The following is a 16,099-nucleotide window of genomic DNA, read 5'->3' on the forward strand; positions in this document are numbered from 1 at the left end:
AGAGCCGCTGGAAGCGGCTCTCCCTGCTGCATGTCGAGAGGACCACCGCCGTATGGCCGGCCACATCCAAGACCGTTGGTACAAGACCGAGACGGCACCCAACGGAAGGACGACCAGGCAGAAGACCGAGCGATACGGGACGGGCTTGCGCTACCGGGCGCGCTACGTTGCGCCGGACGGGAGCGAACGCAGCAAGTCTTTCCCGGACAAGCAGAAGCGACTCGCGGAGGCGTGGCTGACGCAGATCGCGGCAGACATGACCCGTGGTCAGTACGTCGACCCGTCTTCCAGCAAAGTGACGTTCAAGGAGTTCGCTACTCAGTGGCTGGCATCCCAGACCACAGACCCTTCCACCATCGTGAACATGGAGCTGAGGTTCCGGCTGCACGCCTTTCCCTACATCGGTTCTCGCTCGATGAGCGCGTTTCAACCCGCTCATATCCGCACGTGGGCGCGGGCCCTTGCCGACTCCGGCATGGCAGCGTCGTACCAGCGGACGGTCTTCGCGAATGTCTCCGCGGTGTTCGGCGCCGCAGTGGACGACGGCATTCTGATTCGGAACCCATGCCGGGCAGGTTCCGTGCGGGCTCCCAAGCTGGATAGGCGGAAGCTCAAGCCGTGGACACGTGATCGGGTGGTCGCGGTCCGGGGCGGACTTCCGAGCCAGTACGCGACGATCGCCGATGTCGGGGCCGGATGCGGCTTGCGGCAAGGTGAGATCTTCGGGCTCGCTGTCGACGAAGTCGACTTCGTCGGGGGAGCCGTCCACGTTGTGCGACAGGTCAAGCTGATCGGCCCGCAGATGGTGTTCGCCCCGCCCAAGGGCGGCAAATTGCGTGACGTCCCCCTGCCCGATGTGGTGTCGGACGCACTGGCCACCCACATCACCCGTCGGCCCCCCATCAACGTCACGTTGCCGTGGAAAACCCCGGATGGACCGCCGGTCACGGCCAAGCTGCTGTTCTACTCGCGGGAGCGGAAGGCGCTGAACCGGAACTACTTCAACATGTATCTGTGGAAGCCCGCTCTCATCGCGGCCGGCGTCATCCCGGAACGGGGACCGGGGGAGCGGTTCGAGCCCTCGCGTGAGCACGGCATGCACGCCCTGCGGCACTACTACGCGTCGGTGCTGCTGGACTCGGGAGAGAACATCAAAGCCCTGGCCGAGTACCTCGGCCACTCAGACCCGGGATTCACGCTCCGGACGTACACGCACCTCATGCCAAACAGTCAGGACCGTGCCCGTAGGGCCATCGACGCCGCGTTCGGCGTAGTAAATACGGACGCCGGCCCCGGCGAGCCGACGCGCTGACCTGAGCGACAGCGGGGCCGCAGCTCTCGATCGCCGTTCGCCGTGGGGGCCCGAAATGGCCGTCGGCCGTGCCCTTCCAGCGAGGAAGAACACGGCCGACGGCCCACACACGGCCCAGGGGAGCGGAAACCCGCTCTGACCTGGGGCGATATCACACGTCGAAGTACAGCTCGAACTCGTGCGGGTGCGGACGCAGCTGGAGCGGCGCGATCTCGTTCGCACGCTTGTAGTCGATCCACGTCTCGATCAGGTCGGACGTGAAGACGTCGCCCTGGAGCAGGAACTCGTGGTCGCGCTCCAGCGAGTCGAGGACGGCCGGGAGCGAGGTCGGGACCTGCGGGACACCCGCGTGCTCCTCGGGAGCCAGCTCGTAGAGGTCCTTGTCGATCGGCTCGGCCGGCTCGATCTTGTTCTTGATGCCGTCCAGGCCCGCGAGGAGCAGCGCGGAGAACGCCAGGTACGGGTTGCCGGAGGAGTCGGGCGCGCGGAACTCGACGCGCTTGGCCTTCGGGTTCGAGCCGGTGATCGGGATACGCATGGCCGCGGAGCGGTTGCGCTGCGAGTAGACCAGGTTCACCGGGGCCTCGAAGCCGGGCACCAGGCGGTGGTACGAGTTCACCGTCGGGTTGGTGAAGGCCAGCAGCGACGGAGCGTGACGCAGGATGCCGCCGATGTAGTAGCGGGCGGTGTCCGACAGGCCGGCGTAGCCCTGCTCGTCGTAGAACAGCGGGTCGCCGTTGCTCCACAGGGACTGGTGGACGTGCATGCCCGAACCGTTGTCACCGAAGATCGGCTTCGGCATGAAGGTCGCGGTCTTGCCGTTGCGCCAGGCGACGTTCTTCACGATGTACTTGAAGAGCTGGAGGTCGTCGGCCGCGGCGAGCAGCGTGTTGAACTTGTAGTTGATCTCGGCCTGGCCGGCGGTGCCCACCTCGTGGTGCTGGCGCTCGACCTGGAGGCCGGACTTGGCCAGCTCCAGGGAGATCTCGGCACGCAGGTCGGCGAAGTGGTCGACCGGCGGGGTGGGGAAGTAGCCGCCCTTGTAGCGGACCTTGTAGCCGCGGTTGTCCTCCAGCGCGCCGGTGTTCCAGGCGCCCGCCTCGGAGTCGATGTGGTAGAACGACTCGTTCTCCGAGGTCTTGAAGCGCACGCTGTCGAAGACGTAGAACTCGGCCTCGGGGCCGAAGTACGCGGTGTCGGCGATACCGGTGGACGCGAGGTAGGCCTCGGCCTTCTTCGCCACGTTCCGCGGGTCGCGGGAGTACTGCTCGCCCGTGATCGGGTCGTGGATGAAGAAGTTGATGTTGACCGTTTTGTCGCGGCGGAACGGGTCGACGCGCGCGGTGGACAGGTCGGCGCGCAGCGCCATGTCGGACTCGTGGATGGCCTGGAAGCCGCGGATCGAGGAGCCGTCGAACGCGAGCTCGTCGGCCGGGTCGAAGGCCTCGGCGGGGATCGTGAAGTGCTGCATCACGCCCGGCAGGTCGCAGAAACGGACGTCGACGAACTTGACGTCCTCGTCCGCGATGAACTTCTTGGCCTCGTCGGCGTTCTGGAACATCCAGCTCCTCCTACTCCCGACCGTCCCGCCGGGGTGGTAGTTCCTTCGTGCGGCCAGTGCGGTGACACACGCTGGGACTCGACCCTAGGGACGCGTCATTTCTCGGGCGTGACCCATTTGTTTCGCAGAAGTTAACCGGCTCCGTTCCACGGTAACGCGGAACGACCCCGCCGTACCCGGGTCAAATACGGGCGCAGTACCGTGGTCGGGTGGACAAGAGGCAAGCAATCGGATCATGGCTCTCCGGCCCGCGCGCGGCCATGGAGGACGCCGGTGCCGACTTCGGCTACCGGGGTGAGCAGCTCGGCCTGCCCGAAGAGGGGCCCGGCTCCATCGCCCGGCCCGGCCGTCGGCTGGCGGCGCTGGCCGTCGACTGGGGTCTGTGCCTCTTGATCGCATACAGCTTGATCACGGACGGCTACGGGCAGGCCACCGGCAACTGGGCGCTGCTCATCTTCTTCGTGCTGGGTGTCCTGACCGTCGGGACGATCGGCTTCACGCCGGGCAAGCGGATCTTCGGCCTGCGGGTGGTCGTCCTCGCCACCGGCACCGTCCACCCCGGCCGCGCCCTGGCGCGCACGGTCCTGCTGTGCCTGGCCGTCCCGGCGCTGGTCTGGGACCGCGACGGCCGCGGGCTGCACGACCGGCTGGCCGGCACCGTCGAGGTGCGGATCTAGTGCCTGCCACGGCACTAGCGAGGTCCGGCGCAGGACCGGAGCAGGGAAGGCGCAGGACCGGAGCAGGAAAGGCGCAGGACCGGAGCAGGAAAGAGCGGCAGGCGCGACAGCATGAAGGGGCGCCCGGAGTGATCCGGGCGCCCCTTCTCGTCCAGCGGGTGGTCAGCGGGCCTTCGGCCCGCCCTTCGGCATCCGCATGCCCTTGGGCATCGGGCCCTTCGGCAGCGGCATGTTGCTCATCAGGTCGCCCATCGCGCGCAGCCGGTCGTTGGTGGCGGTGACCTGCGGGCCGGTGAGCACGCGCGGCAGCTTCGTCATCGTCGTGCGCAGCTTCTTCAGCTCGACGGTGCCCTCGCCGTTGCCCACGATCAGGTCGTGCACCGGCACGTCCGCGACGATCCGGTTCATCTTCTTCTTCTCGGCGGCCAGCAGAGTCTTCACCCGGTTCGGGTTGCCCTCGGCGACCAGCACGATGCCGGCCTTGCCGACGGCCCGGTGCACCACGTCCTGGCTGCGGTTCATCGCCACCGCGGGGGTCGTCGTCCAGCCCCGGCCGATGTTGTCGAGCACGGCCGCGGCTGCGCCGGGCTGGCCCTCCATCTGACCGAAGGCGGCCCGCTCGGCCCGGCGTCCGAAGACGATCGCCGTCGCGAGGAAGGCGAGCAGGAGACCCAGGATTCCGAGATAGATGGGGTGACCGATCAAGAAACCGATCGCGAGGAAGACACCGAAGGTGACGATTCCGACTGCCGCGAGTACAAGACCGATCTTCTTGTCGGCCCTGCGGGTCATCTTGTAGGTCAGGGCGATCTGCTTCAGTCGCCCGGGGTTCGCAGCGTCCGCTGCGGTTTCCTTCCTCGCCATGCCACGAAGTCTACGTGCCTCCCGACGCGCCTTCGACGGCAGGACTGTTTCAGGAACGACCGGCCCGGACCTGGTCCAGAACGCGCTGGGCCTCGACGCGGTCCTTGGCCCGGCGGCGGTCCTCCAGCACGGAGGTCCAGGCGTTGCGGCGGGCGGTGCGCTGGCCGCTGCTCATGAGCAGCGACTCGACGGCGCGCAGGGCGGTGGTGAAGGACGGAATGGCGGTGGCGCGAACTGGCGCGGCCTGCATGGTGGAGGTCCCTCCTCGGTACGGTTGCGCTGCCGGATGTACGTGGCGTGAGTCCAGGGTCACTGATTGGTGTTACCAGGGCGTGACTGACCGGTCAAACACCGATGAAGCCTTGACGGGCGGGCCCGGAACCTTGACGCGGCCCTGACGAGTGCCCTCATCTGCGAGGACGGTCAGGACCGCGTCATATCGGCCGCTACTCGCGAGTAGCAACTTGTGCTTGAATTCACACGCTTGTCGCAACGCCCTGGGCCCCGGCGGCCCGGCGCGGGCTCAGACCGCCTGGGCGGCGATGAACGCGCCGCGCTTCTCGACCGCCATCTGGTAGAGGCGGCCGGCACGGTACGAGGAGCGGACCAGCGGGCCGGACATGACACCGGAGAAGCCGATCTGCTCGGCCTCGTCCTTCAGCTCCACGAACTCGTGCGGCTTGACCCAGCGCTCGACCGGGTGGTGGCGCACGGACGGGCGCAGGTACTGGGTGATGGTGACCAGCTCGCACCCGGCCTCGTGCAGCTGCCGCAGCGCCTCGCTGACCTCCTCGCGGGTCTCGCCCATGCCGAGGATCAGGTTGGACTTGGTGACCAGGCCGTAGTCGCGGGCCGCCGTGATCACCTTCAGCGAGCGGTCGTAGCGGAAACCGGGGCGGATGCGGCGGAAGATCCGCGGCACGGTCTCGACGTTGTGCGCGAAGACCTCGGGGCGGGCGGAGAAGACCTCCTCGAGCTGCTCCGGGACGGCGTTGAAGTCCGGGGCCAGCAGCTCGACCTTGGTGCGGCCGGCCTCGCGGTCCGCGGTCTGCCGGTGGATCTGGCGCACGGTCTCGGCGTACAGCCAGGCTCCGCCGTCCTCCAGGTCGTCGCGGGCGACGCCGGTGATGGTGGCGTAGTTGAGGTCCATGGTGACCACGGACTCGCCGACGCGGCGGGGTTCGTCGCGGTCGAGCGCCTCGGGCTTGCCGGTGTCGATCTGGCAGAAGTCGCAGCGCCGGGTGCACTGGTCGCCGCCGATGAGGAACGTGGCCTCCCGGTCCTCCCAGCACTCGTAGATGTTGGGACAGCCGGCTTCCTGGCAGACCGTGTGCAGGCCCTCGCTCTTCACGAGGTTCTGCATCTTCGTGTACTCGGGGCCCATTTTCGCCCGGGTCTTGATCCACTCGGGCTTGCGCTCGATGGGGGTCTGGCTGTTGCGGACCTCCAGGCGCAGCATCTTGCGTCCGTCGGGTGCGACTGCGGACACGACCGGCTCCCTAGCGATTGATTCTTCGGCGACTTTAAGGGTACGCCCGTGGATTTGAATGCCCGGCGCCGGTGCTGACCCCGCTGGGGGCTGCCGCCCCCAGGCCACCCCCTTCGAGCCGCCGCCTGCCGTCGTAACGCCGGACGGGCTGGTTTTATGCCGTCGGCCTTCTCAGGCCGGCGTGCGCTCGATCTCCCGCGGCTTCAGGTCCGCGTTCTCCAGGACGTCCCTGAGGTGCCGCTCGACGACCGGCAGCACGTCCTCGATCGTGACCTCCCGGCCCAGTTCGGCCGTGAGCGAGGTGACACCGGCGTCGCGGATGCCGCACGGGATGATCCGGTCGAACCAGACGTTGTCGGGGTTCACGTTGAACGCGAAGCCGTGCATGGTGACGCCCTTGGCCACCCGGATCCCGATCGCCGCGATCTTGCGGTCCTCGCGCCGCTGGCCGGCGTTGGAGGGCGCGTACTCCGGGCCGTTGAGCCGGGGGTCGAACTCCTCGTCGTTCAAGCGAGGGTCGAAGTCCAGGGAGAGGCCGCCGAACGCCGGGCGCTGCTCCACCGGGTCGCCCAGCACCCAGACGCCGCTGCGGCCCTCGACCCGGGTGGTCTCCAGACCGAATTCCGCGCAGGAGCGGATCAGCGCCTCCTCCAGGCGCCGCACGTGCGCCACCACGTCCACCGGGCGGGGCAGCTTCTGGATCGGGTAGCCGACCAGCTGGCCCGGACCGTGCCAGGTGATCTTGCCGCCGCGGTCCACGTCGATGACCGGCGTGCCGTCGAGGGGGCGCTCGCTGTCCTCCGTGCGCCGGCCCGCGGTGTAGACCGGCGGGTGCTCCAGCAGGAGTACGGTGTCGGGGATCTCGTCGGCGAACCGCTCCGCGTGCACCCGGCGCTGTTCGTCCCACGCCTCCTGGTACTCGACGGCGTCCGCGCCGAATCCCCTACGGATGAACCGCAACTCACTCACGGCAAGCGCCTCCCTGGTGGTCGTAAGGCATGAAACGCGCCTACGCCACTGTACGACTGCCGTGCGCGCGTCAGCCCCGGGGGCAATCCTCACACGATCGGATGAATGAACGTGGAAGTGTGCGATCGGCTGCTCACTCTCCGCTACATTCACGCCGTTCACTAGGCCATAAGGGCTGCTCACCGGCAATCCGGGCATCGCGGTGGCTCAGGCCGCCACAGGCCCGAAGGCAGGAGATCGCACCGCAGATGACGGAACGACCCGCGCAGCGCACTCCCAACCGCCAGCTCGCCGCGCTCATCGCAGAAGCGGGGTTCTCCAACGCAGGTCTCGCCCGTCGCGTGGACCAGCTCGGCCTCGAACACGGGCTCGACCTGAGATACGACAAGACCTCCGTCACCCGCTGGCTGCGCGGCCAGCAGCCCAGAGGGGCGACACCGGCGCTCATCGCCGAGGTGTTCACCCGCAGGCTCGGCCGTAGGCTCACCGCCCAGGACCTCGGCCTCGACGCCTGCGCACCGGTCTACGCCGGTCTGGAGTTCGCGGCCGGCCCCGAGGAGGCCGTCGACATCGTCAGCGGCCTGTGGCGCAAGGACTCCGGCAGCCACGCCGAGCTGCGCAAGATCGCCTTCACCGCGGCCGGGCTCGTCGTGCCCAGCCGGGACTGGCTCATCGGGCGCCCCGACGAGAAGGTGGCCCGCGGCGAGCCGCTCGCCCGGGTGCCCGCGCAGGGCCGTCCGACGCCGCCCCGGTTCCCGGTGCCGTCCGAACCGGGCGGACCCGCGGGCCGGCCGCGCGGCCAGGGCGAACGCGGCCCTGGCCACCGCGTCACCGCCGGCGACATCGCCGCCCTCCGCTCGGTCGGCGAGCTGTTCCGGACCCTCGACAACGCCTACGGCGGCGGCCACGCCCGCCAGGCCCTCGTGCGCTACCTGGAGCACGAGTGCGAGCCGATGCTGCGTGGCACCTACGGCGAGCAGACCGGCCGCCGGCTGTTCGCCGCGGCCGCCGACCTCACCGGGCTGGCCGGCTGGACGTCGTACGACATCGCGGCGCACGGCCTCGCCCAGCGGTACTTCGTCCAGGCGCTGCGGCTCGCCCAGGCGGCCGGGGACCGGGCGTACGGCAGCTACGTCCTGGCGACGATGAGCCGGCAGGCCGTGTACCTCGGCCACGGGCGCGAGGCCGTGCAGCTGGCGCGGGTGGCCCAGCAGGGGGTGGGCAGCGCCGTCCCGCCGGTCGTGCTGGCCCTGCTGCACGCCGCGGAGGCGCGCGGGCACGGTGTGCTCGGCGAGGTCCGGGCGTGCACCGCGGCGCTCGTGCGGGCCGAGCGCACCCTGGAGTCGGCCCGGCCGGGCGACGAGGTGCCGCACTGGGCGCGGTTCTTCGACGAGGCGCAGCTCGCCGACGAGTTCGGGCACTGCCACCGCGACCTCCAGCAGTTCCGGGCCGCCGCCCAGCACGCCGAGCGTTCCCTGCAACTGCGCGCGCCCGGCTTCGCCCGCAGCCGCCTGTTCTGCCGGGTCGTCCTGGCCACCGCCCGGCTCGGCCTCGGCGAACTCGACCAGGCCTGCCAGCTCGCCGCCGAGGCGGCCGGCGCGGCGGCGGAGATGCGGTCGGTGCGGGCGGTGGAGTACGTCAAGGACTTCGAACGCAGGCTGGAGCCGTACAAGGACGCGGCGCCGGTACGGACTTACCGCGACAAGGTCGCTGCGCTGAACTGAGCCGGGGGCCGGGGGCGGGGGGCCGGTGGTTCGGGGCGGCGGTCCGGGGTTCCGGCGCGGCGGTCTGGAGGGGTGGTTCAGTCCGGCTGTCCGGGCTCCCGGGCGCGGCGGTCCGAAGTGGTGGCCTCGGGTACCGGGGGCAGCGGCCCGCGGCCGTCGTTCAGAGCGGTGGTCCGGGGTGCCGAGGCGTTGGCCGAGGCGGCTGTCCGGGGCGGTGGTCCGGGGCGGCCGCCCGGGGCCGTGCGGTCGGGTGCCGCCGGCTTTCTGGCGTACCGCTTTCTGGTGCACCGCCCCCGACCGCTCCGGGTGCACCGCCCCCGACCGCTCCGGGTGCACCGCCCCCGACCGCTCCGGGTGCACCGCCCCCGACCGCTCCGGGTGCACCGCCCCCGACCGCTCCGGGTGCACCGCCCCCGACCGCTCCGGGTGCACCGCCCCCGACCGCTCCGGGTGCACCGCCCCGGACTCGTTCACGCCGCCCGTGCCGTCGTCACGGGCTCCGCCGCGTGCATCGAGCCCTCCGCCCCCAGGTCCGCCAGGATCGCCGCCGACGCCCGGCGTCCGGAGTGCAGCGCGCCCTGGACGGAGCTGGTGTCCCGGTGGTCGCCGCACACGTACAGGCCCGCCATCAGGCGTACCGGGCGGCGCAGATCGTGCGGCGGCCGCATCGCGGGGACCGCCTCGGGGGTGTGGTGCACTGCGAGGGTCTCCCAACGGGACGTCGATGTGCCGTAGATCCGTGCCAGGTGCATGCGGACCGCCGTGTCGACGTCGGCCGGCGGTGTGCCCAGGACCGTCGAGGACACCAGCGCCCGGCCCGCGGGCGCCCGCGTCGGGTCCACCGCGCTGACCACCGCGGTGTGCGCCACCGGCCCGCCCCGGTCGGCGTCCAGGAGCAGCGACGCCCCGGTCCCCGGCGGCTCGTCGGTCGTGTGGTGCACCACCGTCACCGGGTGGAAGTCGGGCACCCGCAGTCCGGGCAGCAGTTCGGCGGCGGTGCGCGCGTCGGTGGCCACCAGCACGGCGCGGCAGCGGAACTCGCCGTGCTCGGCCGTGGTCACCGACGTCGTGGCGACCGAGGTGACCCGCACTCCGGTGCGCACCGTGCCCGGCGGGAGCCCCTGCGCGAGCAGCTCCGGCAGTGCCTCGGCCCCGCCCTCCGGGATGCCCGTGCGGCCCGCGGCGAAGGCCCGCAGGGCCAGGTCCGCGCACCGGCTGGAGGTGGTCAGGTCCGGGTCGCACAGCAGGGCGGCGAGCAGCGGGCGCACAAAGCCGTCGAGCGTACGGGCGGGCAGCCCGCGTGCCGCGAGCGCCTGCCGGGCGGGTGAGTCCGGGCGGGCCAGCAGTCGGTCGACGGGCATGCTCCCGATCCGGGCCAGCGCGGCCCCGAGCCGCGCCTGGTCGACGGCCGTCCCCAGGGGGGCGCCCGCCCGGCCCCTCGGCACGGCGGACGGGCGCGGCGCCGCCGACGGCAGCGCGCGGACGCCCCGGGCCGGCGGCACACGGGGGGCGCTCGCGAGGGCGCGCACCGCATGGAGTGCGCCCCTTGCGCTCCGTCCGCCCGCCGTGGCGCCCGCGCGCTGCCGCCGGCCGTCGCTGTGCAGCAGGACGCCCGGGGCGAACAGCCGCAGCGCGAGCGCGTCGAGCCCGGGGGCCAGGCGCAGTTCGGGATACGACGTGAACAGGAGCCGGCCGATCCGGTCGAGCCGGAATCCGTCGACCTTCTCGGTCGCCATGCGGCCGCCCGCACACGGGGCGGCCTCCAGGACGGTGGTCGTGACTCCTGCGCTGGTCAGTCGATGGGCCGCGGCGAGTCCGGCGACCCCGGCTCCCACGACGACGACGTCCGCCTGAAATGCGGGCTCAAGCACGTGCCCCTCCTCGAGGTTGCGCGGCCGGTGGAGACCTCATGCCCTCAACCGGCGCCGGGAATACCCGAGTTCGGATCGAGGGTAGGGCGGTGATCGGTCAGCGGCAGTCGCGCATCGGCAGGGCACGGTCGCACAGCGGTCGCATGCGGTCGCGGTGGGCTGTCACGCGGCGGCCCGGATCGCCTCCTCCACTTCCGGGAAGGCGAACGAGAACCCGGACTCCAACAGCCGCTTCGGCAGCACCCGCTGACTGCCGAGCACGTCCCCGGCCATCTCACCGAGCGCCACCCGCAGCACCGGCGCCGGCACCGCGAAGAGCGTCGGCCGGTGCAGCACCCGGCCCATCGCCGCGGTGATCTCACGGTTCGTCCGCGGCTGCGGGGCGGTCAGATTGAACGGCCCGGACAGGTCGTCACGGTCCAGGAGATGCCGGATCGCGGCGACCTCGTCGTGCAGCGCGATGAACGACCAGTACTGCCGCCCGTCCCCCAGCCGCCCGCCCAGCCCGGCCCGGAACAGCGGGAACAGCCGCCCCCAGGCACCGCCCCGGCCCGCCACCACCAGTCCCGTCCGGGTGAACACCGTGCGCACCCCTGCCGTGCGCGCGGGTTCCGCGGCCCCCTCCCACGCCACGCACATCTCCGGCAGGAATCCGCGTCCCGCGGGCGCGCTCTCGTCGACCGCCCGCTCACCGGTCTCCCCGTAGAAGCCGATCGCGCTGCCGTTGACGAACACCCGGGGCCGCTCCCGCTCCGGCAGCGCCGCCACGGCCTCGGCCAGCGCCGCCGTACCGCGCACCCGGCTGCGCCGGACCCGCTCCTTGTACTCCTGCGTCCACCGGCGGTCGCCCACCCCGGCGCCCGCCAGGTTCACCACGGCGTCGCATCCGCTCAGCCCGGCCGGATCGACGTCACCGCGTTCGGGGTCCCAGCGGACCTCGTACGCGTCCCGGGGCGCCCGGCGTACCAGCCGCACCACCTCGTGCCCGTCCGCGGCCAGGGACCGCACCAGGGCACCGCCGATCAGACCGGACGCCCCGGCCACCGCGATTCGGGAAAGTTCCATACCTCCCAGCATGGCGGTGCCGCGGCCCCGACGGCCCGACGGGGTGCTCCGGAACGGGTGTCGCGGGAGCCCGCGCGGCGCGGCATAGGCTGGCCGCCATGCCCGTTCCCGAGATGCACATACGTCACGCCCGGCCCGAGGACGAGGAGGCGCTGGCCCGTCTCGATCGCGCCACCTGGTCCGCGCTGCACGCCGTCGTGCCGCGCCCCGCGCCGCCGTACGCCCCCTTCTTCAACGACCGGTCCGGGCCGCTGGACCACCTCGTGGCGGAGATCGGGGGAGCGGTGGTCGGGTACGTCCGGCTGGCCCTGTCCACACCGCTGGAGTGCAACGCGCACGTCCGCCAGATCCAGGGCCTCGCCGTCGCCGAGGAGGCGCGCGGCGCCGGCGTCGCCCGTGCGCTGCTGCGGGCCGTGCAGGACGAGGCGCGGAGCAGGGGCGCACGCCGGATCACCCTGCGCGTCCTCGGGCACAACGCCCCCGCGCGCAAGCTGTACGAGTCCGAGGGGTTCGTCGTGGAGGGGATCCTGCCCGAGGAGTTCTTCCTCGACGGCGCCTACGTCGACGACGTCCTCATGGGCCGCTCGCTGTGACGGCTACGTGGTGACCATCTCGCCCGTGTCCACCGGCGCCGTCGCCCGCGCCGCGCGCTCGGCGTCGCCGGCCACCTCGTCGGCGGTCAGGACGTAGCCGGTCTCCGGGTCGGAGGTGGAGCGGGCGAAGACCACGCCGAACACCTTGCCGCCGGTGGTCAGCAGCGGGCCGCCGGAGTTGCCGGGGCGGACCGTGGAGCGGATCGAGTAGATCTCGCGGGTGACGCCGCCGTCGTTGTAGATGTTCTGGCCGGCCGCCCGCAGCCGGTTCGCCACGGTCGCGGCCTGCAGATCCAGACCGCCGTCCTGCGGATACCCGGCCACCACGGCCGCCTCGCCGCGGTCGGCGTCGTCGACGAACTCCAGCACCGGCGCCCGCAGACCGGGCACGTACAGCACCGCCACGTCCCGGTCGGAGTCGAACAGCACCACCCGCGCCGGGTACGCCCGGCCCACCCCGCCGACCCGCACGGTGGGCTCGTCGATGCCCGCCACCACGTGGGCGTTGGTCATCACGCGCTCCGCCGTGTACACGAACCCGCTGCCCTCGCGGCCCTGGTTGCCGGCGACGCCCTCCACCTTCACCGTGCTCCGCTCTGCGGCGTTCGTGGCGCGCGCCGTGACGTTGTCACCGGACGGCCGGGCCACCTCGGCGGTCGACTCGTTCTCGAACGGGTTGAAGACCTGCGGGAACCCGGCCTCGGTCAGCGCCGACGTGGCCCGGGAGAACCAGGCGGGCGTGGTCTCCGGCATCACCGCCTGCACCGAGCCGAGCAGCCGCGAGTCCCGGATCGCCGCGGTCAGCAGCGGCGACGAGGACGCCGCCAGGACGCTCGCGGCCACCCACGCCACGATCAGCACGGCGACCGAGTTGGCCGTGGCCCCGCCCACCCCGTCGGCCACCCTCAGCGGCCCGCGGTCCAGCTCCCGCCGCAGCCGGAGCGCCGGCCGCCCGGCCAGCTCGTGCCCCACGGCCGCCGGCACCAGCACCGTGAACACCGCGGTGACCGTCGCCGTCGTCGTCCCCGGGGTGACCAGATCCATCACCCACGGCAGGATCCACACACCGACGACCGCGCCGCCGACGAACCCGGCGAGCGAGACGCAGCCGGCCACCAGCCCGCGCCGGTAACCGGAACCGGCGTAGACGAGGATCACCAGCACCAGCATGATGTCGAGCAGGTCCACCTGGCCGCCTTTCTCCAGGACCCGCCGGTACGCGCCGCTGCGCGCCCGGCACGTATGGGTACGCGCCGGACGGGCCCAGTGATCAGCCACGCGCCCACGGACCGGGAGGACCGCCGCGGGTGCGTGCACCTCCGAGAACGTCGCGGAGCGGGACGACGGTTCCGCCAGGTGGCACAGCGCACATCGCGGGCGGACCGTATCGGACCCACAGTGGGTCCATGCGTGTCCTCCCCCGTCGACTCCCCAAGTGGCGAGGCCTACGACGCCGCGCCGCGCCCATACCCGAGGCTGTCGGGCCCGTGCTGGGCTGTATGCCCGGTCTCGCCGCGATCGTCGTCCTGGCGCTGTGCGCGCAGGGCGTGGAGCGCTCCGTCACGGCCTCCCGGTCGGCGGACCGTCCGCTCGCGGGCCGTGCCGCCGCCCTGCACACAGCACCCAGACCGCACGTCGTGCCGAGGCCGGTGTGGCTGATGAAGGGCACCCCGCCCCGCCGCCAGCCGCCGCCCCGCTACGACGACAAGGTCGTCGCCGTGTTCGTGCACCACACGGACTCGCCCAACGGCTACGACTGCGCGGACACGCCGGAGATCATCCGTCATCTCTACACGGGCCAGACCGGAGCCCGCGCCTGGGACGACATCGGCTACAACTTCCTCGTCGACCGCTGCGGAAAGATCTACGAGGGCCGCGCGGGCGGTGTGGACCGGGCGGTCACCGGCGCCCACACGCAGGGCTTCAACCACCGCACCGCCGGCATCGCGGCCATCGGAACCTTCACCGCCGGCGCCCGGGTGCCGCGCGCGATGACGGACTCGATCGCCGCCGTGGCCGCCTGGAAGCTGGGCCTGTCCAACACCGATCCGCGCAGCCGGGTCCGGCTGGTCTCCAGCCACAGCGGCAGCCGCTGGGCCGCCGGCACCGCCGCCGTCCTGCCCACGCTGGCCGGCCACACCGACGGCTTCATGACCAACTGCCCGGGCGCCGCGCTGAAGGCGCGCCTGCCGCAGATCAGGGAACTGGCCGCCCGGCTCCAGGGCCGGAGCTGACGCACCCGGCGGGGCCGCCGCCGTACCGCGACCGCTCCGGGGGCCGCGGCGGCCCCCGGAGCGGTCCAGGGCGGCCCCCGGGCCGTGCCGGGGAGCCGGATCCCGGACGGGGCCCCGGGGCGGGTCCGTCAGTCCTTGAAACGCTCCCACAGGCGCGGATACCGCTCGGCGAGCACCTGGTCGTTCTCGAAGTCGATCGGCGGGCCCTCCGGCTCCGCCGGGGCGGGCGCGATACCCAGGTCGGGGGCGACGGTGCCGGTGAGCTGCTCGTAGGCCTCGTCGGCCGCGTAGCCCAGCTCCTCGCCGTCGCCGTCGATCTCCTCGTCGAAGTCGCCGAGCAGGTCGGCGAGCGAGTCCGGATCGTGCAGGGCGCCCTCGAACACCTCCCGGCCCTGGCCGATCAGCCAGCACCGGAAGAAGTCGAACGCGTCGTCGCTGGCCCCGTCGAGCAGCACCCAGGCGGCGCCCCACAGGTCCCAGTGGTACGCACGGTTGTAGCGGGCCTCGAAATGACGGGCGAAGTCGAGCACCAGCTCCGGGTCCATCAGGACGAGCCGGTCCACCAGGAGGTCGGCCTGCTCCTCGGGGTCGCCGCCGGCGGCCTCGCGGGTGGCGTCCACGAGCTCCCAGAACTCCGTCTCGTCCATCACGGGTCAAGCATCGGGCCTCGGCGGACCGGGCGCACGCGGAGTGCGGCGGATCGTTACCCGGCGTAGAGCCGCGCCGACCGTGCGGCGTCGGCCGCGAACCGCTCCCGCAGCCCGTCCGGGGACAGCACCTCCACCTCCGCGCCCAGCGCCGTGAGCTGGGTGTGGGCGACCTCCTCGGACTCGACGGGGAGCGTCAGCGTCACCCAGCCCTCCGCGTCCGGCGTGCCCGCCTCCTGGAGCGCCTCACGGGCGGAGAGCGGGTCCACGGTGTGCGGCAGCCTGCGGACGCCCGTCGGGGACAGCCGCACCACGACCTCGGCCCGCAGGATCGACCGCGCGAACTGCTCGGCACGCTCCTCCCAGAAGGAGGGCAGATCGAAGTCCTCGTCACGGGTGAAGCGCTCCGCCGCGGCCTCGACAGCCGTGAACCGGTCGATCCGGTACACCCGGTGCGTCCCGTGCGGCGCCGCCCGCGCGCACAGGTACCAGACCCCCGCCTTGAGCACCAGGCCGTACGGCTCCAGCTCCCGCTCCACCTCGCCCTCGCCCCGGCGGTAGCGGGCGGTGATCCGCCGGTCGTCCCACACGGCGTCCGCCACCACCGGCAGCAGCCCTGGGGTCTCCGGCTCCTTGAACCAGTTCGGCGCGTCCAGATGGAACCGCTGCGCGGCCGTCCGGGAGGCGTCGCGCAGCGACGGCAGCAGCGCCGCCGACACCTTCAGCCGGGCCGCCGACGCGGCGTCCTCCAGCCCCATCTCGCGCAGCGCGCCCGGCACACCGGACAGGAACAGCGCCTCGGCCTCGCCGCGGTGCAGCCCCGTCAGCCGGGTGCGGTACCCGCCGATCAGCCGGTACCCGCCGGCCCGCCCCCGGTCGGCGTAGACCGGGACGCCCGCCTCCGACAACGCCTGCGCGTCCCGGGTGACGGTCCGCTCCGACACCTCCAGCTCGCGGGCGAGCTCGGCGGCGGTCATGGTGGGCCTGGACTGGAGCAGCAGCACCATTTTGATCAGACGGGCAGCACGCATGGGTTCATGATGCAGCGCGGCGGGGGACCGGCACCCGTCCGGTGCCGGTCCCCCGCCGCGTG

At 72.3% G+C, this 16,099-nt stretch carries 15 protein-coding genes; 5 read left to right on the forward strand and 10 right to left on the reverse strand.

Annotated elements, in window-relative coordinates; genetic code table 11:
* The first annotated feature begins 52 nt into the window (after positions 1–52).
* On the forward strand, positions 53–1,312 hold the full coding sequence (locus DN051_RS27395) for a tyrosine-type recombinase/integrase (protein ID WP_112439700.1): 1,260 nt from the start codon (positions 53–55) through the stop codon (positions 1,310–1,312).
* Positions 1,313–1,463: 151 nt separating this feature from the next.
* On the opposite strand, the gene glnA is transcribed toward DN051_RS27395, so the two are convergent.
* Positions 1,464–2,873, reverse strand: coding sequence for a type I glutamate--ammonia ligase (gene glnA / locus DN051_RS27400; RefSeq protein ID WP_053763932.1), 1,410 nt, complete (start codon positions 2,871–2,873; stop codon positions 1,464–1,466).
* 209 nt (positions 2,874–3,082) lie between these two features.
* On the opposite strand from glnA, the gene DN051_RS27405 reads away from it, so the two are divergent.
* Positions 3,083–3,550 carry an RDD family protein gene (locus DN051_RS27405; protein ID WP_053763933.1) on the forward strand — a complete coding sequence of 156 codons (468 nt, stop codon included), beginning with the start codon at positions 3,083–3,085 and terminating at the stop codon, positions 3,548–3,550.
* Between the two features lie 162 nt (positions 3,551–3,712).
* Here the strand turns inward: DN051_RS27405 and DN051_RS27410 are convergent, their stop codons facing one another.
* From DN051_RS27410 to lipB, 4 genes are all read right to left on the reverse strand, one after another.
* Complete coding sequence (locus DN051_RS27410) at positions 3,713–4,414, reverse strand: DUF4191 domain-containing protein (RefSeq protein ID WP_053763934.1); 702 nt, start codon at positions 4,412–4,414, stop codon at positions 3,713–3,715.
* 49 nt (positions 4,415–4,463) lie between these two features.
* Positions 4,464–4,664: an SCO2195 family GlnR-regulated protein gene (locus DN051_RS27415; RefSeq protein WP_053763935.1), complete on the reverse strand. Its 201-nt coding sequence runs from the start codon at positions 4,662–4,664 to the stop codon at positions 4,464–4,466.
* Between the two features lie 273 nt (positions 4,665–4,937).
* Positions 4,938–5,903, reverse strand: coding sequence for a lipoyl synthase (gene lipA, locus DN051_RS27420; protein WP_053763936.1), 966 nt, complete (start codon positions 5,901–5,903; stop codon positions 4,938–4,940).
* Between the two features lie 171 nt (positions 5,904–6,074).
* A complete protein-coding gene (gene lipB, locus DN051_RS27425; protein WP_053763937.1) occupies positions 6,075–6,872 on the reverse strand; it encodes a lipoyl(octanoyl) transferase LipB in 798 nt (265 codons plus the stop codon).
* Between the two features lie 248 nt (positions 6,873–7,120).
* Here lipB and DN051_RS27430 point away from each other — a divergent pair, with 248 nt between their 5' ends.
* The gene (locus tag DN051_RS27430; RefSeq protein ID WP_053763938.1) at positions 7,121–8,596 is read left to right on the forward strand and encodes an NsdA family TPR-like regulatory protein; all 1,476 of its coding nucleotides are present in this window, start codon (positions 7,121–7,123) and stop codon (positions 8,594–8,596) included.
* A 470-nt stretch (positions 8,597–9,066) separates the two neighbouring features.
* Here DN051_RS27430 and DN051_RS27435 read toward each other — a convergent pair whose 3' ends face one another.
* Both DN051_RS27435 and DN051_RS27440 read right to left on the reverse strand, forming a co-directional pair.
* Positions 9,067–10,467: an NAD(P)/FAD-dependent oxidoreductase gene (locus DN051_RS27435; RefSeq protein ID WP_112439701.1), complete on the reverse strand. Its 1,401-nt coding sequence runs from the start codon at positions 10,465–10,467 to the stop codon at positions 9,067–9,069.
* A 162-nt stretch (positions 10,468–10,629) separates the two neighbouring features.
* Positions 10,630–11,532, reverse strand: coding sequence for a TIGR01777 family oxidoreductase (locus DN051_RS27440; protein WP_053764005.1), 903 nt, complete (start codon positions 11,530–11,532; stop codon positions 10,630–10,632).
* A gap of 98 nt (positions 11,533–11,630) precedes the next feature.
* On the opposite strand from DN051_RS27440, the gene DN051_RS27445 reads away from it, so the two are divergent.
* Positions 11,631–12,125 (forward strand): GNAT family N-acetyltransferase, encoded by a 495-nt coding sequence (locus tag DN051_RS27445; RefSeq protein WP_199314693.1) that lies wholly within the window; start codon positions 11,631–11,633, stop codon positions 12,123–12,125.
* Between the two features lie 3 nt (positions 12,126–12,128).
* On the opposite strand, the gene DN051_RS27450 is transcribed toward DN051_RS27445, so the two are convergent.
* Positions 12,129–13,313 (reverse strand): MarP family serine protease, encoded by a 1,185-nt coding sequence (locus tag DN051_RS27450; protein WP_112439702.1) that lies wholly within the window; start codon positions 13,311–13,313, stop codon positions 12,129–12,131.
* Between the two features lie 218 nt (positions 13,314–13,531).
* Here DN051_RS27450 and DN051_RS27455 point away from each other — a divergent pair, with 218 nt between their 5' ends.
* Entirely contained in the window at positions 13,532–14,359 is an 828-nt protein-coding gene (locus DN051_RS27455) for a peptidoglycan recognition protein family protein (protein ID WP_079002141.1), read from the forward strand.
* 128 nt (positions 14,360–14,487) lie between these two features.
* Here DN051_RS27455 and DN051_RS27460 read toward each other — a convergent pair whose 3' ends face one another.
* Both DN051_RS27460 and DN051_RS27465 read right to left on the reverse strand, forming a co-directional pair.
* Positions 14,488–15,006: a DUF4240 domain-containing protein gene (locus tag DN051_RS27460; RefSeq protein ID WP_053763943.1), complete on the reverse strand. Its 519-nt coding sequence runs from the start codon at positions 15,004–15,006 to the stop codon at positions 14,488–14,490.
* A 56-nt stretch (positions 15,007–15,062) separates the two neighbouring features.
* Positions 15,063–16,037 carry a helix-turn-helix transcriptional regulator gene (locus DN051_RS27465; RefSeq protein ID WP_053763944.1) on the reverse strand — a complete coding sequence of 325 codons (975 nt, stop codon included), beginning with the start codon at positions 16,035–16,037 and terminating at the stop codon, positions 15,063–15,065.
* Positions 16,038–16,099: the final 62 nt, after the last annotated feature.

The organism is Streptomyces cadmiisoli (assembly GCF_003261055.1).
GTDB lineage: Bacteria > Actinomycetota > Actinomycetes > Streptomycetales > Streptomycetaceae > Streptomyces > Streptomyces cadmiisoli.